This window comes from Pontibacillus yanchengensis Y32 (assembly GCF_000770635.1).
Taxonomy (GTDB): Bacteria; Bacillota; Bacilli; order Bacillales; family BH030062; genus Pontibacillus; species Pontibacillus yanchengensis.
Genome location: NZ_AVBF01000011.1, coordinates 42,060 through 67,344 on the forward strand (window position 1 = coordinate 42,060; position 25,285 = coordinate 67,344).

General features: G+C 39.5%; 18 protein-coding genes and 1 pseudogene. 16 read left to right on the plus strand and 3 right to left on the minus strand.

Annotated elements, in window-relative coordinates:
* Nucleotides 1-50: 50 nt before the first annotated feature.
* The 4 genes and pseudogenes from N782_RS05895 (at nucleotide 51) to cas2 (ending at nucleotide 4,102) form a co-directional block, all read left to right on the plus strand.
* Nucleotides 51-1,571 (plus strand): S41 family peptidase, encoded by a 1,521-nt coding sequence (locus N782_RS05895; RefSeq protein WP_036817374.1) that lies wholly within the window; start codon nucleotides 51-53, stop codon nucleotides 1,569-1,571.
* 316 nt (nucleotides 1,572-1,887) lie between these two features.
* Nucleotides 1,888-3,087: a PDZ domain-containing protein gene (locus tag N782_RS05900; RefSeq protein WP_036817376.1), complete on the plus strand. Its 1,200-nt coding sequence runs from the start codon at nucleotides 1,888-1,890 to the stop codon at nucleotides 3,085-3,087.
* A gap of 98 nt (nucleotides 3,088-3,185) precedes the next feature.
* Nucleotides 3,186-3,802, plus strand: a pseudogene (gene cas1 / locus N782_RS05905) (CRISPR-associated endonuclease Cas1); the annotation flags it as partial.
* Between the two features lie 9 nt (nucleotides 3,803-3,811).
* A complete protein-coding gene (cas2, locus tag N782_RS05910) occupies nucleotides 3,812-4,102 on the plus strand; it encodes a CRISPR-associated endonuclease Cas2 (protein WP_036817378.1) in 291 nt (96 codons plus the stop codon).
* Nucleotides 4,103-4,616: 514 nt separating this feature from the next.
* Here cas2 and N782_RS05915 read toward each other — a convergent pair.
* Nucleotides 4,617-5,051 carry a hypothetical protein gene (locus N782_RS05915; RefSeq protein WP_036817381.1) on the minus strand — a complete coding sequence of 145 codons (435 nt, stop codon included), beginning with the start codon at nucleotides 5,049-5,051 and terminating at the stop codon, nucleotides 4,617-4,619.
* 96 nt (nucleotides 5,052-5,147) lie between these two features.
* On the opposite strand from N782_RS05915, the gene N782_RS05920 reads away from it, so the two are divergent.
* The 7 genes from N782_RS05920 to N782_RS21465 all read left to right on the plus strand — a co-directional run bounded on the left by N782_RS05920 (nucleotide 5,148) and on the right by N782_RS21465 (nucleotide 11,547).
* Nucleotides 5,148-5,345, plus strand: coding sequence for a hypothetical protein (locus tag N782_RS05920; protein WP_036817385.1), 198 nt, complete (start codon nucleotides 5,148-5,150; stop codon nucleotides 5,343-5,345).
* 345 nt (nucleotides 5,346-5,690) lie between these two features.
* Nucleotides 5,691-6,182 (plus strand): hypothetical protein, encoded by a 492-nt coding sequence (locus tag N782_RS05925; protein ID WP_036817388.1) that lies wholly within the window; start codon nucleotides 5,691-5,693, stop codon nucleotides 6,180-6,182.
* A gap of 62 nt (nucleotides 6,183-6,244) precedes the next feature.
* Nucleotides 6,245-6,769 carry a DinB family protein gene (locus N782_RS05930; RefSeq protein WP_036817391.1) on the plus strand — a complete coding sequence of 175 codons (525 nt, stop codon included), beginning with the start codon at nucleotides 6,245-6,247 and terminating at the stop codon, nucleotides 6,767-6,769.
* Nucleotides 6,770-7,825: 1,056 nt separating this feature from the next.
* Nucleotides 7,826-8,788 carry a LacI family DNA-binding transcriptional regulator gene (locus N782_RS05935; protein ID WP_036817393.1) on the plus strand — a complete coding sequence of 321 codons (963 nt, stop codon included), beginning with the start codon at nucleotides 7,826-7,828 and terminating at the stop codon, nucleotides 8,786-8,788.
* Between the two features lie 16 nt (nucleotides 8,789-8,804).
* A complete protein-coding gene (locus N782_RS05940) occupies nucleotides 8,805-9,857 on the plus strand; it encodes a HEAT repeat domain-containing protein (protein WP_036817396.1) in 1,053 nt (350 codons plus the stop codon).
* Nucleotides 9,845-11,263 (plus strand): glycosyltransferase family 2 protein, encoded by a 1,419-nt coding sequence (locus tag N782_RS05945; protein ID WP_420805578.1) that lies wholly within the window; start codon nucleotides 9,845-9,847, stop codon nucleotides 11,261-11,263. Before N782_RS05940 ends, N782_RS05945 begins: the two co-directional genes overlap by 13 nt.
* A gap of 122 nt (nucleotides 11,264-11,385) precedes the next feature.
* Nucleotides 11,386-11,547: a hypothetical protein gene (locus tag N782_RS21465; protein ID WP_161783076.1), complete on the plus strand. Its 162-nt coding sequence runs from the start codon at nucleotides 11,386-11,388 to the stop codon at nucleotides 11,545-11,547.
* Between the two features lie 83 nt (nucleotides 11,548-11,630).
* On the opposite strand, the gene N782_RS05950 is transcribed toward N782_RS21465, so the two are convergent.
* A complete protein-coding gene (locus N782_RS05950) occupies nucleotides 11,631-14,831 on the minus strand; it encodes a hypothetical protein (protein ID WP_036817398.1) in 3,201 nt (1,066 codons plus the stop codon).
* A 252-nt stretch (nucleotides 14,832-15,083) separates the two neighbouring features.
* Here N782_RS05950 and N782_RS05955 point away from each other — a divergent pair, with 252 nt between their 5' ends.
* Entirely contained in the window at nucleotides 15,084-17,456 is a 2,373-nt protein-coding gene (locus N782_RS05955; protein WP_420805579.1) for an immune inhibitor A domain-containing protein, read from the plus strand.
* A gap of 53 nt (nucleotides 17,457-17,509) precedes the next feature.
* On the opposite strand, the gene N782_RS21255 is transcribed toward N782_RS05955, so the two are convergent.
* Nucleotides 17,510-17,911, minus strand: a complete 402-nt coding sequence (locus tag N782_RS21255) for a hypothetical protein (protein ID WP_152600722.1) — start codon at nucleotides 17,909-17,911, stop codon at nucleotides 17,510-17,512.
* A gap of 201 nt (nucleotides 17,912-18,112) precedes the next feature.
* Here N782_RS21255 and N782_RS05960 point away from each other — a divergent pair, with 201 nt between their 5' ends.
* The 4 genes from N782_RS05960 to N782_RS05975 all read left to right on the plus strand — a co-directional run bounded on the left by N782_RS05960 (nucleotide 18,113) and on the right by N782_RS05975 (nucleotide 25,147).
* The gene (locus tag N782_RS05960) at nucleotides 18,113-19,738 is read left to right on the plus strand and encodes a GGDEF domain-containing response regulator (RefSeq protein WP_052111196.1); all 1,626 of its coding nucleotides are present in this window, start codon (nucleotides 18,113-18,115) and stop codon (nucleotides 19,736-19,738) included.
* Between the two features lie 12 nt (nucleotides 19,739-19,750).
* Complete coding sequence (locus tag N782_RS05965; RefSeq protein WP_036817400.1) at nucleotides 19,751-20,116, plus strand: response regulator; 366 nt, start codon at nucleotides 19,751-19,753, stop codon at nucleotides 20,114-20,116.
* Nucleotides 20,109-23,357: an ATP-binding protein gene (locus N782_RS20630; protein WP_052111197.1), complete on the plus strand. Its 3,249-nt coding sequence runs from the start codon at nucleotides 20,109-20,111 to the stop codon at nucleotides 23,355-23,357. The genes N782_RS05965 and N782_RS20630 overlap by 8 nt, the downstream gene beginning before the upstream one ends.
* Nucleotides 23,358-23,572: 215 nt before the next feature.
* Nucleotides 23,573-25,147: a peptide chain release factor 3 gene (locus N782_RS05975; protein ID WP_036817402.1), complete on the plus strand. Its 1,575-nt coding sequence runs from the start codon at nucleotides 23,573-23,575 to the stop codon at nucleotides 25,145-25,147.
* Nucleotides 25,148-25,285: the final 138 nt, after the last annotated feature.

The window sequence follows — 25,285 nt, forward strand, 5'->3', positions numbered from 1 at the left end:
GTGCAACTTAAGTGAGATTTGGATACAAAAGTCTATTAGAGGTGAAAAGTATGAACCTAAAAAGGCGTTATCTGGCCGCATTGCTCGTATTTTCCATGATTCTTGGAGGCGTTGCGACCTATACAGCAGTCCAGTTTATCCAAACGGGTACAGGACAAGCACAAACACAATCAAATCAAGAAGAAAGTAACAAGCAAGCAAGTACAGATGGCGAAGCTCAATCAGGTGATGAGTCCATAGGAGATGTTCTGGATGGCTTAAAAGAAAACAATGACGGGGAGCTATCCAAAATTGATAAGGCATATTCCCTTATTCAAGAGAAATACGTAAAAGATACTGAATCGAAAGAGCTAATTGAAGGTGCAATTCAAGGGATGCTGGATACGTTAGAAGATCCGTATAGTACATATATGGATAAGGAAACAATGGAGCAGTTCAACAACTCGATTTCCTCCTCATTCGAAGGAATAGGTACAGAAGTGAGTATGGTGGACGGAAGAGTTACCATTGTATCTCCATTTAAAGGGTCTCCAGCGGAAGAAGCTGGCTTAAAGCCAAAGGACCAAATTGTGAGCGTAGACGGTGAAAGTATTGAAGGCATGGACTTGTATGATGCCGTCCTCAAGATTCGTGGTGAAAAAGGAACAACCGTTTCCCTCGAAATTGATCGTCCAGGTGTGGAAGAGAACTTAACGATTGATGTGAAACGCGATACGATTCCTATCGAAACCGTGTATTCTGAAACAAAAGAAGTGAATGGTAAGAAAGCTGGCGTGTTAGAGGTAACATCGTTCTCTGAAAATACAGCAGCTGATTTTAATAAAAAGCTAAAAGAATTAGAATCGAAAAATATCGATGGACTAGTTATTGATGTCCGAGGTAACCCAGGTGGACTATTTACGGCAGCTCAGGATATTTTAGAGAATTTCATTCCTAAAGGGACACCATATGTACAAATCGAGAATAGTGACGGGGAGAAAAAGCGTTACGTTTCAAACCTTGAAGAGAAAAAAGGCTATCCAATCGTTGTACTAATGGATGAAGGTAGTGCATCTGCTTCAGAAATCCTTGCTGGTGCAATGAAAGAAGCAGGCGACTATGAATTAGTCGGTACGAATAGCTTCGGTAAGGGCACTGTTCAACAAGCACTTCCGATGGGTGATGGAAGTAACTTGAAGTTAACGATTTACAAATGGTTAACGCCTGATGGAAACTGGATCCATGAAGAAGGAATTAAACCAACCGTGAAGGTGGAGCTACCTGAATTTTATTACACAAACCCAGTTCAAATCGATAAAACACTAGAATATGATATGAACAACGACAAAATTGCTAACGTACAGAAGATGCTAGAGGGTCTTGGCTATGATCCTGGTCGTAAGGATGGTTACTTTAGCAAAGAAACGCAAGCAGCTGTAAAGCAATTCCAAAAGGAAAATGACTTGAAGGTAACCGGCACTATCAATGAAGATACAGGTAATAAACTTCAATCTTCTGTTGTAACAAAGGTGCAAAATAAAGAGAATGATACGCAAATGCAGAAAGCACTTGATGTGTTGTTTTCTAAATAAGCTAAACTGATTGCTTACCATGAAATCCGTAGCCTTAAGGCTGCGGATTTTTCTGTGAGAAGTTTTGCGCTTGCATGTCCACCCTCGTTGCGCCTATTCAATTGGCGTCTTACGCACCTATCCATTCGTGGCAAAAATACACCACGATGAGACTTAACCTAATCCTATCGATGTAGAGAAAAAGAGCACTTTACGCTTTTCTTAATACATATTAGAATAATGTTTTCATTTCGGGCATTGTGGCGTACAATCAAAGTATATATACCATATTTCAAGATTTGTAAATATAGAAAGTGAACGTGGAGGGTATCAGTACATGGAATCATGGCTTTTGGAAATGGCAAAGGGGTTGGGACGTTTATTTTTACACCCTTTGTTCTATTGGGCGATTTGTTTAACGTTTCTAGCTTCCGTAGCAAGGATTAAGCGAGAACGGCGCGATTTTGGGATTAAGATATTTAATATTTTCTCAGAATGGAAAGGCACGTGGGGGACAAGCCTTATAGCGGGTGTGTGTATATCTGCTGTTTCGATTGGGGCAGGTATGATATTTCCTTATGCAATGGTATTGCTGTGGTCCGCCATCGTCATTCTTGTAAGCATAACGAAGCGATTTAGCTGGCTTTCTGCTGCTTATACAGCAAGCGTTGCCTTTTTAGTGCTGGTGTTTTTACCAGAAGGTGCGCTTTCTTTCCTTCCAGGGAGTTGGTTGGATGGTGTGAACCAAACTAGTGTTACCTTCATGCCTATTCTTATTGGAGTTCTCCTACTTGTGGAAGCAGTATTAATGAAGCGTCAGCATAGCAACTCCTCCTTCCCGCAATACATAAAGGGAGGCAGAGGTAAAATTATTGGACAGCATCGCGTGAAAAAACTTGCACTTATCCCAGCATTTTTCCTAATTCCCGGAGGAGCTATTGAACCGTTTGCTCCATGGTGGCCGACCTTTTCAATAGAGGGGCAAAGCTTTGGGCTTATGCTCGTTCCTCTTTTGATTGGTTATGAACTCGTGATGAAAGGAATCTCGCCAAAGCAAGCAGCAGGTCAGCTAGGAAATTACTTGGTGGTACTGTCTATCATCGTAATTGGATTAGGAGTAGGTGGAATGTATGTGCCTGTTCTTTCTATTGTAGGTGTAGCCGTCGCACTGTTTGGCCGTGAAGTCAGTGCGTTTATTGTAAAGTGGAAGGATCAAGGTCGCAACCCTTACTTCACTCCCCGTCACGATGGCTTACCGGTTCTTGGCGTCATTCCTCATTCAACAGCCGATAAAATGGGGCTTCTTGTCGGAGAACGAATCGAAAAAGTGAACAACTATCCCGTTTCCAATGAAGAGGAATTTCATCAAGCCTTACAAGCAAATGGAGCCTACTGCAAAATAGAAATCCGCGATACAAATGGAGAACTACGCTTCGCCCAACGAGCAATGTACGAAGGCGATCATTATGAACTAGGATTAGTTTTCGTGAAAGATCGCTATCGTAAGGATGATGTAAAAGGAATGATGGTTAAATGAGACGAAGGGACAGGTTCCTCGTCTCATTTTTTTGAATGGGATGAGGGACCTGTCCCCTCGTCCCACACTGGATATAATGTATTGGAAGTTGGGATGGACGTATGAAGGAGGTATCAGGAAAATTATCTGAATCTCTAAAAAGTATAAGACAGATTGAAGATCTGGAATTGTTATGAGGATACGAAGGACAGGCTGCAATCATGTATAACAGTTTACTTAATGATATGATTTTACAGCAAAAAGAAGGTTTTTTCTTTCATGAACGAAATAAGCGCCCTCCTCAAGGTAGAATGTACGCAATGCTTTCCTTTGCTTATACATTATTGAGTAATGATGTAGCAGCTTCATTAGAAGGAGTAGGACTCGACTCATACGTAGGTTTTTTACACAGAGATCGTCCTGGAAGAGCCTCATTAGCACTTGACTTAATGGAAGAATTAAGGGGGGGATATGATGATCGATTTGTACTCTCCTTAATAAATAAGAAAGTAGTGGACAGTGAGGATTTTACCATTAAAGAGAATGGTGCTGTGCTTATGAATGAAGATGCACGTAAAAAGTTTCTAAAAGCTTGGCAAGAAAGAAAGCAAGAGATACAACACCCTTACTTAGGATAGAAAATTTCATGGGGGTTGGTTCCCACGCTCAAGCCTTATTATTAGCAAGGTTCATACGAAAAGATGTTGATGAATATCCACCATTTATGTGGAAGTAGGTGTAGGAAATGTTAATAGTGATAACTTATGATGTAAGTACTAAGGATTCTGCCAGTAGGAAGAGACTTAGAAAGGTTTCAAAACTGTGTCAAGATTATGGGATTAGGGTACAAAACTCTGTTTTTGAATGTTTTGTGGACTCTACACAATTAAAGCAGTTAGAGTTTAAATTAATAAACCTAATAAATGATGAGACAGATATTTTGCGTATCTATCGCATAGGAGACAAGCATAAAAATAAGGTGAAGCATATTGGTGCAAAAGAAACTTTTGACCTAGAAGACTCTCTTTTTATATAGTGCGAACCATAAGTGGACATAGAACTTTAGAGGGGTTCGAACTTTTCATTTTATTGAAATAAATAGCAATATAGCATGAATATTATGGTGTAATGTTTTCACTTACTTTAATTGTAATGAAAAAATGACCTTTTATAGGTTTTTGTACCTAAAAAAACGCTGTCGCATTCTATATGGGTGCGTGGATTGAAATAACATACTTAAAAAAGAGGAAGCGTAAGGATTAATAGTTCTTATCTAAAAAACAGAAAAGGGAACAAGTAAACATGAGGTCGTGCATTATGTTTCTTTGCACGTCTCTGTTCATAGTCTACAAGATTACAAGCTCTACAGTCTTTATATATGCAATCAAATATAATGAATTTAGAAGTTGAGGAGGGAGCACACACGAATAGTGTTTTTTAGTTTTTTTTAAAAAACAGCCCACCCCATGTTGGTAATAGGAGGGCTGCTTTTGCTTTAAATAAGTTAATTTCACACTTGAAACTCTTTAAGTGCAAAATGTATATAAAAGTTATTTGTAAAGGGTATTAGTGAAAATCCAATCTACATCATGCCTATTGTTATATCCGTTGTAATCTGGGTTATATCTAACAAAATATTGAATATCTTTTCCTGCATGATATGCCTGTTGATACATATCAGCTCTAGACTCAGCTCCACTACCAACTAAAAAAGAAGCTACTGCAACTGAGCCTGAAGCGAACGTTCCAACTTGCTTAAAGAAAGCTAAACTTGCTGCACCTGCACCGGAAACAGTTGCTGTCTTTTTAACTTCATCTATCAAAGCTGGTAATTCATGATTGTGAATGTAATCCGTGTGAATATAATCATAATCACGTGGTAATGGTTCCCATTGAGTTGATGGTCCACCAACGCTTGCACCTGCTGCGTTAGAATTAATCGGCGCTACTGCTAGAGTACTTCCAAAAAAAATAAGCCCTGCCATAAGAAATTTTGTTACTTTAGATTTAAAGATAAATCTTACCTCCTATGTTATTATTTAAAAAATCTTAAAATTAAAAATTTACATAGGAGGTAAATTATGACAATAAATGGCGGCAAATATTCTAAAAATTTAAAAACTTCTATAGGATCTTTGATTATATTAATCTTATTAACTATTGGATTTTATATTCAAGGTTTCGGTGATTTCGTAAAATATTTTAGTCTGATTCTTACTATTATTGCTATACTACGTTTAGTTTGGGATATACGTTTATACTCAAAAAATAAAACATAAAAAGTGGCTATAATTGTCGCGAAAAGCATCCCCAAGAAAGTAGCATAGACCGTGATACTTTTTTGAATTAGCGAAACAAGGGACCTTTAACACCTAAAGAGAGGGGAATATAAATTTAGCTATAGTAACGGTGCTGTCGAAGTAAGGGATGAAGGTATAAGTATTATTTGTCATGGCAAATAATACACTTCAATATTTCTATTAGAATAAGACCAAACAATTTAGTAAAGTAAGACATAATTAAGTGGGATGGAGGGACAGGTTCCTCGTCCCAATTATTTGGGGATTGAGTGGGATGAGGGACCTGTCCCTTCATCCCACAGTTTTTTGAAAGGGAAATAGGAAATGATAAAACGAATTATAACTTTATCTATAATGGTTTTTTTAGTTTTGATATGGTTTGTTTCAAATTCAATAGGGGATTCCTTAGAAACTGATTTAGGTGAAGAGAACATGAAGCCGTTAACTATAAAAAGTGGAGAGAGAAAGCTAGAGCTAGAGCCTAATGTAATTTGTTCTAATCTTGAAGATTGTAAAGACTCTCAAACACACACATTAGATGGAAAAGCTCCAGCATATCCAACATTAAATAATGTTCATTCGGGAGATGAGATAATAGTGGATTTTAAGAAAATGAATCCGGATGAAAAGGGGCTTACTACTATAAGAAATGGAAATCAACTAGTAGGACATTTGAAAAATAATAGAATTGAAGTCATACATGAGGGAGCGGATATTGTTCGTTATAAGGTTTATGCAAAGTGGAAAAATAAACAAAACGATTTATATGGCATACTAGTTTATATGTTCGAAGCGAATATATCACATAAAAGTTAAGCTGTTATTCATTTCATAATGAGACGGAGGGACAGGTTTCTCGTCTCACAGGAGGAAATCATATGAATTTTAATTTAAAAGAAGCGTTTGAAATTCTGGAAAGAACTCCACAAACTTTAGAAAGCTTCTTAACGGGTTTATCGGACAATTGGCTGGAATGTAACGAAGGGGAAGAAACTTGGAATCCCGCACAGGTGGTCGATCATTTAATTGAATGCGAGAAAAGTAACTGGTTACCAAGAATAAGGACGATTGTTGAGAAAACTGAGAATAAGGTATTCCCTCCATTTGATAGGCATTCTCATATAACCAGGCCCTCTAACACATCAATCACCCAAAAGGTAGACGAGTTTAAAAGACTAAGAGGTCAGAATATCGAAAAAGTGAAGGAATTGATTCAATCTGATGCCCAATTTGATTTAACTGGGGAACATCCTGCATTTGGTGAAGTAAAGTTAAGGGAATTACTCTCGACATGGGTGGTTCACGATTTAACCCACATATCTCAAATTGTAAGAGTGATGTCAGAAAGATACAGGGAAGATGTCGGCCCCTGGGAAGAGTATTTGGGTGTGCTAAAAAGCTAAATGAGACGAAGGGACAGGTCCCTCGTCTCATTTTTTCTTAGCTCTTTTATGCGCTCTTTGTTCCGTGGCAAAGAAAAAAATAGCGATAAGGAAGAGGATGTTTGAAACGGTTAATACAATACCGTCCCATTCACCATCGAATATTGTTGTATTCAAAAGATTAGTAAGATGCATAATAACAATTACAATGAATAATACTTTATAGGTTTTCAGGTTACGTCACCTCTTTTGTTTATTAGAGCTCCTTTTCAACTACCCCATTTCTTTTACTGGCTGGCTTAATTATAAAACTTAGCAAAGGATTTGAGTAGCTCTTCTTTTTATATGTACTCTTTTGAGTAAGGGATATAATCACAGAAGATACACGTTTTAATCTTCAATGTAAGCAAAAAAGTGAGACGGAGGGACAGGTCCCTCGTCTCACAAATTCAAAGGGACGAGGGACCTGTCCCTTCATCCCACTTTAGAAAAATCTTCTTCCTCTAAAACCACCGAAGCCTCTACGCCCGAATCCTCGTGGTCCAAAACCCCGACGTCCGAATGGACCGAAACCTCCGAATCCACGTCGTCTAAACCCTCCACGATTGTATGGTCCGAAAAATGGCATACATGAATCACCCTTCCTTGTTTATTTGAAAGACAATGTTATACGAACTTCCATTGATGTATCCTATTCCCGGCCGCCTTGTGTTGTATAGGTGTCTATATCTAGTCTAGGTATTCTGAGGAAAGAGTCTAAATTATGTAGTGGGACGAGGGACCTGTCCCTTCATCCCATCCCATCTCATTGGGACGAGGGACCTGTCCCCCCATCCCACTTAGTCGTAGAACCATTTTTCGATTTCTTCGATGGTTATGGGGTGGTTTCTGTCTCTTAAGACGGTGTAGACTCCTGCGATTTCGACTGCGCATAATATGATGATCGTTAGGATTCCAGTAAGCATTTGCCATTTTCCTTTCTTTATTTGGAATTTGGCTTTACTATATGGTATGAAATGCGTTTCAGAGCAAGAGATTTTTTAAAATAGATCGTTCATTTATTGTTGAGGTGATATGATGGCGAATATTAAGGATGTTGCGCGCTATGCGAATGTTTCCGTGACAACTGTATCAAGGGTGTTGAATGGGCATCCTTATGTCACAAATGAAAAACGAGAAGCGGTAGAGGAAGCGATGGAAGCACTGCATTATCGTCAAAATATGAATGCCATTCATTTATCAAAAGGGAAAACTCGTTTACTAGGTGTCGTTATTCCATTTGTAGATCATCCTTATTTTTCATTGCTGCTTAATGGGATGTCCAAAGAGGCATTACATCAAGAGCATACGTTGGTGTTGATTCAAACCAATTATGATGCGATGAAAGAAGTGGAAGCACTGGAGATGTTGAAGTACAAGCAAATTGATGGATTGGTTATTGCCTCCCGTTCGAACACATGGGACGTAGTGGAGGAATATACAGCATTTGGACCGATTGTCGTTTGTGAGGATCGTTCATCTGAAGTGGTGTCTTCTGTGTCTATTCGACATTATGATGCTTTCTATGAAGGAATGAAGCATCTTATCAAGAAAGGTCATCAGAAGATAGGTTTTTGTATAGGGAGGAAAACAGGAACCAACAGTAACCTTCGCTATCAGGCGTATCGAGATGCGTTACATACAATACAAGCTACATACAAAGAGGATTGGATTTTCACAAATTGTTTATCGATTGAAGACGGCGAACGTGTTGTTGAGGAATATCAATCCCTAGTTGAGAAGCCTACTGCTCTCCTTGTAACGAGTGATCAAGTTGCAGCTGGGATTCGAATGGAATGTCAAAAGCGAAACATTGATGTACCAGAGGAACTGGCTATTTTGGGATTTGATAATCACCCGCTAGCAAGGGCGTTGGACCTCTCTACCATTGAATTGCCACTTCATGAGGTGGGAAGGAAACTGGTGATTAGTGCGCTAAATGATAACGAAACGATACACACGCAATATGGATTTTCCCTTATTGAGCGAGGAAGTGTGTAAGAGGGGTTGAGTTTATATGCAAACGTTACTATCTCTTATTCTTGTATTAAATATTGTGTTCTTCAGTCTACTTGTCCTGTTATATGGATTTCTTATGTTTCGAAAAGCAAGAGATAATAGGTATGAGGAACGAAAACAGATGCGGAAAGCAACGCTTTTACCTTCTATTCAGAATATGATTATGAGAGGGGAAAAGGTTGATATAGATATTACGCAGCATAAGCGTGTCGATGTAGAAGCCCTACAAGAGCTATTAGAAGAGCGGTTATCGAATATAAAGGATCCAACGATCCAACAAAGAGGGCAGTGGATTGCGGAAACATATCTTAAGGAATACTATCAACGGTGTTTGAGACATCGTAGGTGGAGTATTCGCATGAATGCACTATATCAGATAGAAGATTTTCAGTTAGTAGCATTGCAGGATACAGTGTGGAAAAGATACAAGCAATCCTCTTACTCAAATCTATCAGAGCTTTATCAGCTTATTCGAACGTTAAGTAGTCTTCAGTCAGCAGAATTTCATTATGAGTTATTGCATCAGGAAGAGCCGTATCCTCTATTTTTATATAAAGATGTTCTTAGACGTTACGAGGAAGAATTTACAAAAGATATACTGTATCACTTCGAGAACCTGAATCCGATACTACAACAAGCCATTGTAGAATGGATTGGGGAGCAACGGTACACCGAATATGTAAGCTATGTGACCCCGCTTCTCTCTCATGAAGACTCAGAGTTACGTATGAGTGCGCTAAAAGTGTTTGTGTCCTTTCAATACGTCCCCGATGTACAGCAAATTATCGATTTTCAAACATCACCATACTTTCAAGAACGGATGATGGTAGCGCGTATTGCTAAAGTTACAAGGAGGCAACGTTTCAAGAAAGTACTAATTGACCTTCTCTCCGACCCAAATTGGTTTGTACGGCAAGCTGCTGGTGAAGCCTTATCCCACTACCAGGATGGAGATTGGTTATTAGAACATGTTGTAGAAACAAGCAAGGACCGCTTTGCAAAAGAGATGGCTCTTCAATGGTTAGGGAGTGAATATGTATGGACGCAATAATGAGTATGATAAATTGGGGCTTTATCATTTTTTCCTATATTTTCATCATTTATATGGGATTTATTTTTCTATTTTATACTATTATACTGCTGATTTCGGCGCGTCAGTTACGTACACAATACGGTTTGAGTCAAAAGGAACCTTATGAGGACTATCTACATAATGTTGATACCAAGCCAGTTTCTGTTATTGTGCCAGCTTATAACGAAGAAGTTGGAATATATAATAGTGTGCGATCGTTATTAAGTATGCATTATCCCCAGTATGAAATTATTGTAGTAAATGATGGTTCGAAGGATAATACAGTTCAAGTAATGAAAGATCGGTTTGATATGTATCAAGTGAATCATGTTATTCGAAAACAGCTAGAGACCAAAGATGTGAAAAAAATCTATCGGTCAAAGTCACATGAAAATGTCTATATGATAGATAAGGAGAATGGAGGAAAGGCAGATGCTCTTAATGCTGGTATAAACTTCTCTCATTATCCTTACATATGCTCCTTGGACGGGGATTCTATTTTAGAAAGAGATGCCTTCCTAAAAGTGATGAAACCAATGTTGGAATCAGGTGGAGAGATTATTGGCACAGGTGGAAGTATTCGTGTAGCAAATGGGTGTCGTATTGAAAGAGGAGAGGTTATGGAAGTAGGATTATCTAAATCGCCTTTCGTTGTCATGCAAGTGATTGAATATTTGCGCGCGTTCCTAATAGGTAGGATTGGGCTTAGTAGGCATAATCTACTTCTCATCATATCTGGTGCATTTGGTGTTTTTCAAAAGGACTGGGTGATTAAAGCTGGAGGGTATCGAACCAATACGGTTGGTGAGGATATGGAGTTAGTCGTTCGCCTTCATCGACTTATCAAAGAGGAAGGGGCATCTAAAAAGCTCGTTTATATCCCTGATCCAGTATGTTGGACAGAAGCTCCAGAGTCTGCAGCTATCCTTCAAAGGCAACGAAGTAGGTGGCACCGAGGATTATTTGAAGCACTTTGGATACATAGAAAAATGATGTTCAATCCGAAATATAAACTAGTAGGAATGTTGTCTATGCCCTATTTTTTATGTATTGAGCTAATTGGATCTATAGTGGAGCTCGCAGGGTACTTCTTATTACCTTTAGGGTATCTATTTGGCTATATTGATTATCCAAACGCCCTCATCATGCTAAGTCTAGCCTTGTTATACGGCTCGTTGCTCTCGATGAGTGCCGTATTATTAGAGGAATGGAGTTTACGGAGATATCCAAAGTTAAGCCAGCTAAGCCGATTGTTTTTCTATGCGTTGACGGAAACATTTTGGTATCGTCCGCTAACGGTTATCTGGCGGAATCAAGGACTAGTCCAAAAGCTTATGAAAAAATCGGAATGGGGTCAGATGAGTCGGAAAGGGATATCGAAGTGACTAATGAAAAGCTCTGTTAAAAGGTATTGTCTATGTTAAAAAATAACCATTTATTGGAACGATTTGTGATAGGAGTTCGTAAGCAAGGGGAGAAAAATCTTATTTAGATAGGAGTGGGAGATGTGAATATGTTTACTACCTTTGCTGACGCAGTACAACTTGAATTGTTTGATAATGTTGAGGACGCTAATAAGTGGCTTAAATCGAATCCGAAGAAGGAAGTGATGGATGTTCAAATTAATTCATCTACAGATAAGATCCTGGTTATTTATAAAGACCTGTAATTAGTGTACATTTTTCCGATTAGATTAATCACTATAAAGCCATTCAAAAAGGCATTGTCCTGGACAATGCCTTTTGTGATGATTTATTTATTTTCATAGTTCGAGAACACATCTTGCAGAATGTAATAGGACTTCTTCAACCGTTCTTGATGCTTCGGTTCATTCCACTTTTTCCAAGCGTACGTATAGAAGTCTCCGAGTTGATTGTCTCCATCAGAAGGGAGAATGCTCGTTACGTTTCCGTTATCATCATGTGTGATAAAGGAGAAACCAATTTCATCAAGCTGTTCGCTTCCTTTTAATCCTTCCTCCCACAAATTGGTCATGATGGTTCGTTGGCTAGGGTCTTTTACGTTCAACAGTAACCAAGGAATACGAATTTCCAGGGTGTTTCCTTCAATGGCATAGTCTGTTAGGGAGTTATAGTTATCTGATTCTGGATTACCATTACCGTGCTTAAGTATGCCAGTTTTATAAGAGGAGAAAGGAATGGTCTCTTCTATAACTGGAATGGTCATCTCTTTATTTAACGCTAAACGAATCGGATGAAATGTACCGTTATTGTTCTGAGATGCATAGTCCTTTTTCTCCAACATATTTAACTGGTCTCCGTACTGGTAATAAAACGGATCATAGTAACTATCTACTTTCATTTCCGCCTGTTCTTTCCCTTGAATCTCTATTTTGAAGTCAATGCCTTGTTTGCTCTTCACCTTGTTTTTAATCTGTAATTGGCCTTGATTTTGAATGGTATCCAACCCAATCGTCAGGTTCTCCTCCTCAAAAGAGAACGAATCTTCCATTTGGAATCGCATGTACAAGTATCGTTCATCGTGATCAGCAGTTACTCGATTGATCTTCCCATTATTCTCGTCTTCATATAAAGGCTCGTTACTCCATTGCTTCCCTTTTCCATCCACTTTTTGCTTATGGCGGTCAAAGCTTAATAGCCCGAATTGCTGTTCATTTGTTTGCGCATTGGACCAATAAGGTCTTCTGTTTGGATTATCAAGCTCCATCGTATTCCACGTTCGCTTAAACCATTCATCTTGCCATGTAAATACGAGACCACCCATGTAGCCCTCATGCATAATATCTTCGAATAAATGTTTATTGATATTTCCTTGCTGGGTTTCTGTTAAGTTCCCTTGATTCCAGCCGTATGGATTCTCATGGGTCATACCTCTGGAGGAAGGGACACCAAATTCAGCTACTAGTACAGGCATATCGTGCGCTTTCTTTAGGTCGTTTAAATATCCAGCGTAACTGTTCTTTTCACCACGGTGATCCTCATAGTTAAGATAATCCTTTGAATAGTTCATGAAATCCGGATAATACGGATAGACGTGATAAGATGCAAAAGCACCAGGCTTAAACGTATCCTTCATGCTAATGACATTCGGATCAACGCCGACTAAGTCCTCGTCTTCAGAAGGTTCCATTGGATGGTCTAGTAAATCTGTTGTTACCCAATTGGTAAAACTAATCGGACGTTGCCACTGGTAGTTTTCCATTTCATAAGAGATAGTGTGTTCCATCATCTCAGCTAACCAATGTTCAAATGGGGATGCCTTTTCTGTGTACACATATTCTCCATCGAACTGTCCAATGTCTTGGTGTTCTTCGTTGGTGTTTTCGACCATATGAGGATACCATTCTATACCTAAAATCCATCCTGCTACATATTTAGAGATATCGGCCGTATAATTTCCGCTCGCATGTCCAGGTTTTTCGGGGATTTTTTTATTACCGTGAATGACATCGACAATCGTTTCAATTTCGTTCTTAAATCCATTCACACTCTCAGAGGAAAAGGCATCTAGTGTTTCTTCTAATGGTTTTTCATCAACCCAGGCGCCATGAAATACATATATAAGATCTTCGGCTTGCTCGTTATAACGCTTCAGCGCTCGATAGAATCCAGGTGGGTGAATCGTGTACACGCGTATCGCAGTTGCATTCATTTCGCCAATTTGTTCGAACCATCTTGCGTATTCTTGTTCAGAAATAGCTGCTTCACCAGGGAAAGCTCCTGGTTTGCCCATCCCAATATTGACACCTTTTATGACGGTTTCGTTCCATTCACCGTCTTGGTAAATTTCAAAACGATTACCACTCACTTGAGTAGGATAAGAGATATCATTTTCTTCAAAGGCCTCAGCCTTCTGCATTTCTTTGTTTTCACCCTCTTGATTAGCCTCTTGTAAAATCGACTCCATCATCGGGACGTATGTTTCCCAGTAAAATTGTTCTGGACTTTTCTTGAAACTAAAGGAAAAGTGCTGTCTAATGGTAGAAATGCCTTTGTAACGATAAACTGGTGGAACGTTTGCCGTATCAACAAAATCTCCTGCAAAATAATAAGCTGGAAATCCGTCTTGTGTGGTTTTCGTCACTGCAGGGAATTGAAGCGGTATCCCGTTTTGTTCCAGCTTGTTCTTACCACTTTCTTTTAACCCCCAGTTATAGCTCGCCAAGACTTCTTCCTCACTAGCAGGCTCAATAATGTCGAACCAGTACATATATGCAGGACTTTCTTTTAAGTTGAAGAAAGATTGTCCTTTCTTAGAAAAGTTGACTGTTAGCCCTTTTTTGTTCACATCTTCATCTTCTTTAAGCACAACAATTCGATTATCCTCATGAACCAATACATACCCTGCACCGGAGTAGTCCCATGAAGCTCCAGTAGTCTTTCGGTATTGCTCGACTACCCAATTAGGAACTTCTGATTGTTGATTTGTATTTAATTCGGAAAAATACCTTCCTGTCCATCCGGTCCATTCTACATTTAATAAGCTTTCCATCGATTTTCTTGTTTTCTCATCTGTAGGATCACCGAATGTATTGAACTCTGCTACGAGTGTGGAAGGATTTTCGAATAAATATCCCTTTATTTTTTCCACTTCATTATAGGAAAGGCCACCATAGTTTTCTTTATTATTTTTTTCTAAAAGTGTTCCTTGGTGTTGGCCGTATGTATCAGCTATGTATAACATATCGTGATTTTGTAATTGATTTGGCAAGGGGGTGTAAGCGTATTGTTCATCTTCTTGAGGTTTAACCCCAATGTATTCTTCATTTGAATAAGAACTTCCGTCATTTTGGCTGTAGTTTTTGTGGTTTAATAACCACGTAAGGCCTTTATGTTCTCTATAGGAGTCATCGGGGACGGTTTTATCTACGAGTAAAACATCAAGTTTTTTACTTGGCTCCACTAACCACCATAAAAACGGGGTCAAGAAGAGAGTGATGATTACCAAAGTGATTCCAATCCATTTTTTCATTGTTAAGTAGCTCCTTATCGAAATAGTCTACCTATAACCATACGTTTATTTTATAAGAATTAAGTCCGACATCCAAAGATATGAGGTGAAATAACTAGAGCGCGTGTAATATTATGTCGAAATGACTAAGACTTTCGTTTTCTTTCTGACTAATATACTGGAAAAGTGTTGAATTAACAAAATTTACCCCTTACTATTTTGATTAGTTAGAATTTACAAAAAATTAACACAACAATGGTAGGGGGAGTACAAGTGAAGAAAAGAAGAATGCTTTCTTCTGCACTAGCGATGGCATTGGCATTTGGACCACTTTCTGTCCATGCGGCTCCATCAACAGGAGATGGGAAAGAAAACAAGGCGTCCCATGAACATTACGAAGGTGGATCTCCATTTGATATGGCGATTGCCAATGATGAGCGTTTAATCGAAATGTTAAAGGAAAAAGGGGAAATTTCGAAAAACGCTACACCTGAAGAAGCACAGAAGGCTCTGAATAACTTTTTAAAGGCAAAACAACAATCGGCTGAAAAGGAAAAAGGAGAGCTTCACAAGGATAAGGAAAAAGTGAAGGATAAGCTTAAGAAGCAAATGGACAACAATAGCCTTACGAACGGAAATGGTAATAAGCTTGGACAAGCCAAGAAAAATCGACCAGATGCTGTTCAAGAGGAAGCCTATAACGGGGAAGTACGCGAGGATAAGGTACTAGTGCTATTAATTGAGTACCCTGATAAGCCTCATGATACATTAAAAGAAGAAGACACGGATATGTATTATGAAGATGACGACAAGGCTTACACTCCAGAGCATTATGAAGATATGCTATTCGGAGATGGAGGCTGGACAGGCCCTGACGGCAAACAATATGTATCCATGAAACAATATTATGAAAAGCAATCTGGTGGCAGCTACACCGTTTCAGGTGAAGCGGCAGGATGGTATGAAGCAGAAAAACCAGCAGCTGCTTATGGGGCCAACGACCCTCAACCTGATGGTAGTGACGTAAATGCGCGAGGTCTTGTGAAGGAAGCTCTGAACAAGGCAGCGAACGATCCTGAGGTAGATCTATCAGAATATGATGAGTGGGATCGCTATGATCTAGACGGAGATGGAGACTATCTTGAGCCGGACGGTTTAGTAGACCACCTAATGGTCATTCACTCTGGAGTAGGTGAGGAAGCTGGTGGCGGCCAGCTTGGTAGTGACGCCATTTGGTCACACCGTTGGAATTTAGGTAACATTACACCTCTTCAAGGTACAGAATCAGAAGTTGATTATTGGGGAGGCAGCATGGCTGCTTACGATTACACAATTGAACCAGAGGATGGGGCAGTTGGTGTAATGGCTCACGAATTCGGCCATGACCTTGGACTGCCAGATGAGTATGATACACAATATACTGGAGCTGGCGAACCGGTAAGTTATTGGTCCATCATGTCTAGTGGTAGCTGGGCTGGTAAGATTCCAGGAACCATGCCTACAGGTTTCAGTCCTTATATGAAGGAAATGCTGCAAACATCAGTAGGCGGAAATTGGCAATCTGGATCAGAAGTACATGTTGATGATTTAAATGGAGAGGGCACGTCCTTCTTGTTAGACGAAGCTGTCACAAAAGGGGAAAATAATGACGTTGTGAAAGTGAACCTTCCGGAAAAAGAAACGGTCATTAATGAACCATATAGTGGTGACTATGAATACTTTAGTGGAAGTGACAACAACTTAGATAATAGTCTGACGAAGACAGTAGACTTAACCAATGCATCTAGTGCTGAAATGACTTTCCAAACATGGTATGACATTGAATCCGATTGGGATTATGCGTATGTGAAAGTGAATGGAGAGCCAGTGAAACTAGATATTACCACCAATGAAAATCCAAATGGAAATAATCAAGGTAATGGTATTACTGGATCATCAGACGGATGGGAACAAGTAAGTGTTGATCTGTCTGAATATGCAGGTGAAAAAGTAGATGTATCCTTTAATTACAGCACAGACGCTGCTGTATCCATGCCAGGATTCTTTGTAGATAATATTAGCGTTACAGCTGATGGAGAAGAAGTTCTGTTTGATGGTGCTGAAGGAGAACCGAAATTTAACCTTGAAGGCTTTACGAAAACAAATGGCATCAAAACGAATGAACACTATTACTTACTAGAGTGGAGAACTCATAACGGCGTTGACCGAGGGCTAGGTAACATCCGTCGTGGTGAGAGCCTAATGAGCTTCGATCCTGGTTTAGTTGTTTGGTATGTAGATAAGTCCTATGACAACAACTGGACAGGTGTTCACCCAGGTGAAGGCTTTGTAGGAGTAGTGGATGCGGATCAGAAAGCCTTGAAGTGGAGCGATAAGTCCTATGCTTCTACACGCTATCAGGTTCATGACGCTGCATTTAGTCTCGATAAGTCCGAGAAAATGTTCTTAGACTATGAAGCTCTTAATGGCGTAACCTTAAAAGACAATTACACGAAACGTACACCACTGTTTGATGACAGTGATGACTATACGAATCCTAAGATTGCCGACGCCGGCCGTGACGTTCCGGAATACGGATTGAATGTACGTGTTACCGGAAAAAGTAAAGATGGCACAGTAGGAAAAGTATTACTATTTAAAGAATAAGAGAAGAAGGATAACGCTGCCCGGGTGGGTGGCGTTATTTTTTGTGATGTTAGCTAAGGGGATGGAGTCACGCATATCAGGGAGGAGTCACGCATAACGGGGGAGGAGTCACGCATATCGGAGGAGAAGTCACGCATATCGGAGGAGAAGTCACGCATAAAGGGGGAGAAGTCGCGCATATCGGGGATGGAGTCGCGCATATCAGGGGAGAAGTCACGCATATCGGGGATGGAGTCGCGCATATCGGGGGAGAAGTCGCGCATATCGGAGGAGAAGTCACGCATATCGGGGGTGGAGTCGCGCATATCGGAGGAGAAGTCACGCATAAAGGGGAAGAAGTCGCGCATATCGGAGGAGAAGTCACGCATATCGGGGATGGAGTCGCGCATATCGGAGGAGAAGCCACGCATATCGGGGATGGAGTCACGCATATCAGAGGAGGAGAAGTCACGCATATCGAGAGCAAAACCCCACTGCCCTCCCCCACAAAGTCATGCTTCCCCCCTCTATTATCTTCAAAAAAATAAAAAGTCATAGCTCAATATAACGAAAAATAACCCAAATTTAACCTATTACCATCTTTCTTTTATGAATTAGGTGTACGATAATAGAAACAGTATGGAAAGTTACAGTTTTCTTGGTAAAGGGGGATTAGGATGAAGAAATATCAACGAAAATTCTTGGAACGAGTGCGTTCTACTATTCAAAATTGGACTAATGAATCTACCATATCGAATAGAGAACTCTATCATTTTCTTCATTCCATCAAGGGTACAGCATTGTCTATTGGGTTGGAAAATTTAACATATCGAGCTGAAGAGTTACTAGAAGGAATAAGTGAAAAAGCTAATACCATTTGGACCTATGACGAGTGGTCTTATTACATAAAACCGATTATTAACGAACTTGCAGCAATTGATTCTGGGCTAGTTGAGGAAGAGGCTGTAAAAGAAGCGCATCAAGAAAAAGTCGACCCTTCCACGCCACTAATTCTAGTGGTGGAAGATGACATCGACATGATGTCTTTTCTAAAAGATCATCTTGAGGAGCATTATACAGTACTTGTGGCAGCCTCAGTTCAAAAGGCTGTTTCCATCTTTTATAATCAGAAGCCGGATTATGTCATCGTTGATATTTATTTAGGGGAAGAAACGGGCTTTGAATTATTGCAACAAATCGTTCAGAAAGCTCGTAAAAATTTGATTCCTACCATGTTAATCAGTGCCGATAATTCCATGGAAACAAGAGCGAAGGCTTATGAATCAGGGGCTTTTGATTTTTTGCAAAAGCCTATTCAAGCTCCGGAATTAGTGGCTATTGTAGGAAATCGACTACGCTATAAATCTATTTTCACGCAACAAATTTTAATTGATGAGTTAACGGGGGCTTATAATCGTAGATTTCTACAAGATGAGATAGAACGGCAGTGGAGTGATTTCAACCGAACTCGTTCGTTATTTTCTGTTGCGATGATTGATATCGATCGATTTAAGTCTGTCAACGATACATATGGTCATGATACTGGGGATGTCATTTTACAAGGATTATCTTCCACTATTATGCGTGACAAACGGAATAGTGATTTATTCATTCGCTATGGGGGAGAAGAATTCACCTTAATTATGCCAGATACGAATGTGGAGGAAGCGGAAGTGTTGTTGGAAAGGCTGCGTTTATCGTTTGAATCGCAACGATACGAAGCTGGACAAACAGAAATAGCTTGTACGTTTTCAGCAGGGGTAACAACGGTTCAGAATCAAACAGCGACTCCTGAGGATTTGTTAAAAGAAGCGGATATTGCACTTTATCAAGCAAAAGAAAAAGGGCGAAATCAGGTGAGACGATATGTAAGAGGAAGTACGGTTGCTCATCAAAGTGGAGAAGAAGTCATTCACATTGGTGTCATTGATGATGATCCTGTCATCCATCACCTTCTCGAAGACCATCTTCATAGCATTTCGATTCCGCAACATCATGTAGAATTTCAAACCTTCCGTGACGGGGAGAGTTTCTTTGAGTCAAACTGGCATCAGCAAAATGGAAAGTTCATTTTATTGCTAGATGGAATTATGCCACGCATGGATGGATTAGAAGTGTTATCTCGTCTTCGTGAGGAATGTGCAGTAGATGATTTTATCATTATTATGCTGACTGGTAGAAAAAAAGATCAAGATATTGTAAAAGCTCTTGAGTTAGGAGCCGATGATTATATTACGAAGCCATTTAGTGTAACAGAGGTAGAAGCAAGAATTAGAAGGCTGGCTCAACGGTTACTATTTTAGGAGATGATAGAAATGAAGAAAATTTTAATTGCAGATGATGAAGAAGTTCTACGTATGTTGATCGTAGATACGTTAGAAGACGAAGGATATGAAATTGTTGAAACGGAAAATGGACGAGATGCGTTGGAAGAAATCAAAACGAACGATTATGATTTAGTGCTGCTAGATTATATGATGCCAGGTCTAACTGGTATCGAAGTTGCAAAAGAAGTACAAAAATTACCTGATAAACAAGGAACGAAAATCCTCATGCTAACAGCTAAAAACCAACAAAAGGATGTTGAGGAATCACAAGCAGCTGGTATTCATTATTATATGTCCAAGCCATTCAGTCCAATGCAGCTTATTGATGTAGTGGAGGAAATAGTGAATGCCTAATTTTTTTAAACAAACAATTCGTCGGCAGTTTTTGTTTGTTATGTTGTTTGTCTTTGTTGTGGCATTGGTTGGAGTATTTACTCTTTTAATATCTGAATCGCAATTAACGAAGACGTACATAAACGAGCGCGAGCAATTAAGGGAAGAAACCAAAGTACTAGAAGAAATAGAAGAGAATTACAATGAAATGGTATTGCGTTCAAGAGGATATTTTGCATTTGAAAGTGAGGCTGAACTGGAAAAGGGGAAGGAAGCTTATCAGGATTTAAGTGCGAATATTGACCGGTATAAGAAAATGGAGCTAAATGCAGAAAAAAGAGTGCTAATAGAGAATCTTGAGGATTATGTAGACGAATATCATAATGTATTGTTACCTCAAGCTGTGGAATATGTAAAACAAGGGAACGAGCAATCACTCCAAAACTTATCGGAAAGTTCTAATGGAACGTCAACGGTTAACCAAATGCTAAGTGAGACGCAGGCATTGGTGGATGAAAAGGAAGAGTCCCTTAGTCAAACAAATGAACGCTTTTTGGATCATACCAATATATTGAATATTTTTGTCATTGCATTTGTTGCCTTTATGTTTATTTTATTAATTATGGCTACAAGAAAAATGTATCGAGACATTGCATTTCCTCTTCAACAATTGTCTGAGACAACGAAGCGGATAGCAGCTGGAGATCATGTGGACCTTCTAACATACAATCGACAGGATGAACTTGGTACGTTGGCTGCCTCATTCTCAAATATGGCGGAAACAATTCAGGAACGAGAGTCAGAATTGCAGGCGCATAATGAAGAATTACAGGCCCAGCAAAATGAATTGACAGAGCAACAAGAGCGCCTTGAGGATTCATTCAATGAAATCAAGACATTAAATACGGCCATAAGTGAAGCCGCAATCGTTGCAATAGCTGACCCTAATGGAAACATTACGTTTGTGAATGATAAATTTTGCGAGGTAACCCAATACTCCGAGAAAGAATTAATTGGGTCTCCTCATACGTTGTTGCAGTCAAACTCTTTTGAAAAAGCCGATTATGATCGTATGATTGAAGGACTTCAATCAGGTCGGATTTGGAAAGGGGAAGTCCAAAACCGCGCCAAGGATGGATCTGCATATTGGGTCGATACAACAATTGTTCCTTATTTAGATGAAAATGGCGATGTGGAACAGTATATTAGCATACAATTTGATATAACGTTAATTAAAAATGCTGAAGCAGACTTAAAACAACTACTTGAAGAATCAAATCGATCTAAGGCTAGGTTACAAGATTATAATGAAATAAATCATGCCCTGTCCATTACATTGGATAAGGGAGAGCTAATGCAAACCATCGTAACGCAACTTTCTGGCATACTTCAATTTGAAAAAGGGCTTATTATCGAAATGCATGAGTACGAGTATGCTTCTATTGGAGTTTCCCAAGAGGATGCAGAGCGACTAGTGAATCATCTTGATAACAGTGTCATGCTTCGGATTGAAGAAACAGGTCAAGCTCATGTAATTAAACGAAGTGCGCTTCCAGAGGAACAAGGATATTTGGATGATTCGGTAATAAGCTATGATTTATATGCCCCTGTCTTTAATTCTGAAGAGAACATAATAGGAGTATTTGTTTGTACACGAATTGGCGCGGACTTCACGACTGATGAATTGAGGGATTTAGAAGGCATATTAAACCAAGTATCACTTGCACTAGATAAAATCCTTTTATATGAAGAAACAGAGAATAACCGTCAGCTAAATCAAAATATTATTGATAACGTTAATGAAGGGATTCAATTTGTAGATGAAATGGGGCGCATCGTTCAATACAATGAGAAGCTGTGCGAGTATTTATATATTGATATGAAAGATGCTCATATCGACCATTCCTTCGAAGGGTGGAGTTCGCTTCTGCATAGTCGGATACGTAATGTAAAGGAGTTACTTCACTTTTTCCAAGAAACGATTTTCACCGAATCAGTGACTGGAAAAGTATATCGATACGAAGTAGAGCAACCGTTCAAACGTATTATGGAAGTGTATGCGGAGACCATTTATTCAAATGATTATAAGCTGGGGACGCTCCTTGTACACCGAGATATAACAGAACAGTATGAAATCGACCAAATGAAATCAGAGCTTGTTAGTACAGTAAGCCATGAATTAAGGACACCATTAGCTAGTGTGCTAGGTTATACGGAGTTAATGCTAAAACGAGACTTAACCCCAGAACGTAGAAACAGATATATTACAACCATTCATAAAGAAGCGAACCGTTTAACCAATTTGATTAATGATTTCCTTGATTTACAACGGATGGAGTCTGGAAGTCAAAGCTATGAGTTTCAACACGTTGATGTGATAAGTATTGCACAAGAAGTATTAGAAGGATTTCAATTCAATCATCCACAGCATGAATTTGAACTTCAAAGCAGACTGTCTCAAGCTGTAGTGCCTGCGGATCGAGAAAAATTGATTCAGGTTTATACAAACATTATCGGTAATGCGGTTAAATTCTCCCCTGAGGGAGGCAAGGTGATTATCTCTATTTCCCATAATCATGATCAAGTGGTGGTTCATATTGCTGATGAAGGGTTGGGGATTCCAGACAGTGAACTAACGAAGCTGTTCAGGAAATTCCAGCGTATTGATAATTCTGACCGTCGTAAAATTGGGGGAACTGGACTTGGCTTGGCGATATGTAAAGAGATCATCGAAGCTCATGATGGAAAAATATCCGTGCGCTCCGAATTAGGCGAGGGCTCCGTGTTTACCTTCATGCTCCCTATTGGGAATCAAGATAGCACAGAATACGAAGCTGTTCCCCAAGTAGATCCGAATCTACCTTTTATTATGGTAGTAGAGGATGATGAAAGTTTAGCAACCTTATTACAGGATGAATTACAGGATGCAGGCTTTTACGTCAAATCTTATCCTTCAGGAGAAGCGGCCTTAACAAGACTAGATCACTATACCCCAGATGCTTTTGTTGTTGATTTAATGTTAGGCGAAGGTATGAATGGGTGGGATTTCGTGGAACAATTGAAGAATAGAGAGGACACGAAATCGATTCCTATCTTTATTTCCACAGCCTTGGATGAACGTCAACGCGGTGAAGCATTAGGTGTAGATCATTACTTAACGAAGCCTTATCCACCGAATAAATTAGCAACGGTTATTTTACAAACCTTACTGAAACATGAAAAGCAGGGACAGATTCTTATAGCAGATAAGAGTGAGCTGTAGATATATTTTTTAGTAATATGAGATTATACGTCGCTAATCGGGGTGCCCTGAGCATTTAATCATTATATACTCCAGTATGTTTTGCTCAAATAGGGTGATTCGTTTTATAATAGGTAAAGGATAAATACAATAATTATAGGTAAGGAGAACAGGCTGCTTGATAAGTAAAGCCTGTTCTTTATGTAATGAACTTTATATTAGGAGAAGAATCTACTATGAGCGTAAAAGAGGAAATGCAGAAACGTCGAACCTTTGCAATCATTTCTCACCCCGATGCGGGTAAGACAACGTTAACGGAGAAATTTTTGCTATATGGAAATTTAATTCGAAATGCCGGAACCGTAAAAGCGAAAAAGTCAGGGAAGTTCGCTACTTCTGACTGGATGGAGATTGAAAAGAAACGTGGAATTTCCGTTACTTCTTCCGTCATGAATTTTGAATATGAAGGGTACCAGGTCAACATTTTGGATACACCTGGTCACGAAGACTTTAGTGAAGATACGTACCGCACGCTAACCGCCGTGGATAGCGTTATCATGATTATTGACGGTACAAAAGGGATCGAAGCGCAAACCTTGAAGCTATTTAAGGTTTGTAAAATGAGAGGAATCCCTATTTTCACGTTTATCAACAAGCTTGACCGTGAAGGGAAAGATCCTTTTGATTTGTTAAAAGAAATTGAAGATGAGCTTGGCATTCAAACGTATCCGATGAATTGGCCGGTTGGAATGGGCAAGCGATTCCAGGGTATTTTTGATCGTCAACGTGACCAATTCATTCGTTTCTCAGGAAATGAACAAGAGATTCCTATCCCAAAAGAAGAGCTAGACAATTACCCAGAACTAGTCGAAAATGAAACGTTCCAGGCAGCTTATGAAGAAATGGAGCTGTTAGAAGAAGCGGGTGAACAGTTAGATATGGAAGCCGTGCAACAAGGGGAGCTTACACCTGTATTCTTCGGTAGTGCCCTTGCACCGTTTGGCGTGGAGACATTCTTTGAATCATTTATTTCTATGGCCCCACAACCATTCCCACGAAAAGCTTCTGGAGAGCTTATTCCTCCTGATAAGGAAGAGTTTTCTGGTTTCATTTTCAAAATTCAGGCGAACATGAACAAAGCACACCGAGATCGTGTCGCGTTTGTGCGGGTTTGTTCAGGTAAATTTGAACGTGGAATGAATGTCACGTTGGACCGTACTGGAAAGACAATCAAGATTGCCCAGACCCAACAGTTCGTGGCTTCATCGAGGGAAACGGCTGAGATTGCTTACCCAGGTGATATTATCGGAATCTATGATCCGAACGTATATCGTATTGGCGATACGCTTGTAGAAGGTAAGAACACATTCCACTACGAGGAATTACCACAATTCCCTCCAGAGCTATTCAAGAAGGTAACAGCGAAGAACGTTATGAAAGCCAAGCAGTTTAAAAAAGGAATCGAGCAACTTGTGCAAGAAGGTGCGATTCAGCTGTTTAGAGGCGTACGTAACGAAGAATACGTGATTGGAGCGGTCGGACAGCTTCAATATGATGTATTTGAATATCGCATGAAAAATGAATACAACGTCGATATCGTCCTTGAATCAATAGGCGAACGGATGCCACGATGGCTAAAAGAAGAGCAAGTAGACCAAAAACTATTTGATGAGCGAAGCATGCTCGTTAAAGACCGTGAAGACAATTACCTTGCCTTATTTAAAAACGAGTTCTCCCTACGTTGGTTCAAAGATAAGAACCCTGATATCGAATTGATTGACTTGTTTGAAGTGAATCAATATAGTCAATAATATAGGACAAAAGCTAACCCATGGAGGGTTAGCTTTTTTTTATGAGTCAAAGTTGGAAAAGGATTGGGATTCTTTTTCGAGAATTTAGCATTGTGGACCTCGAAAAAGGATTTTTATGAAAATATAAATTCGCGAAAA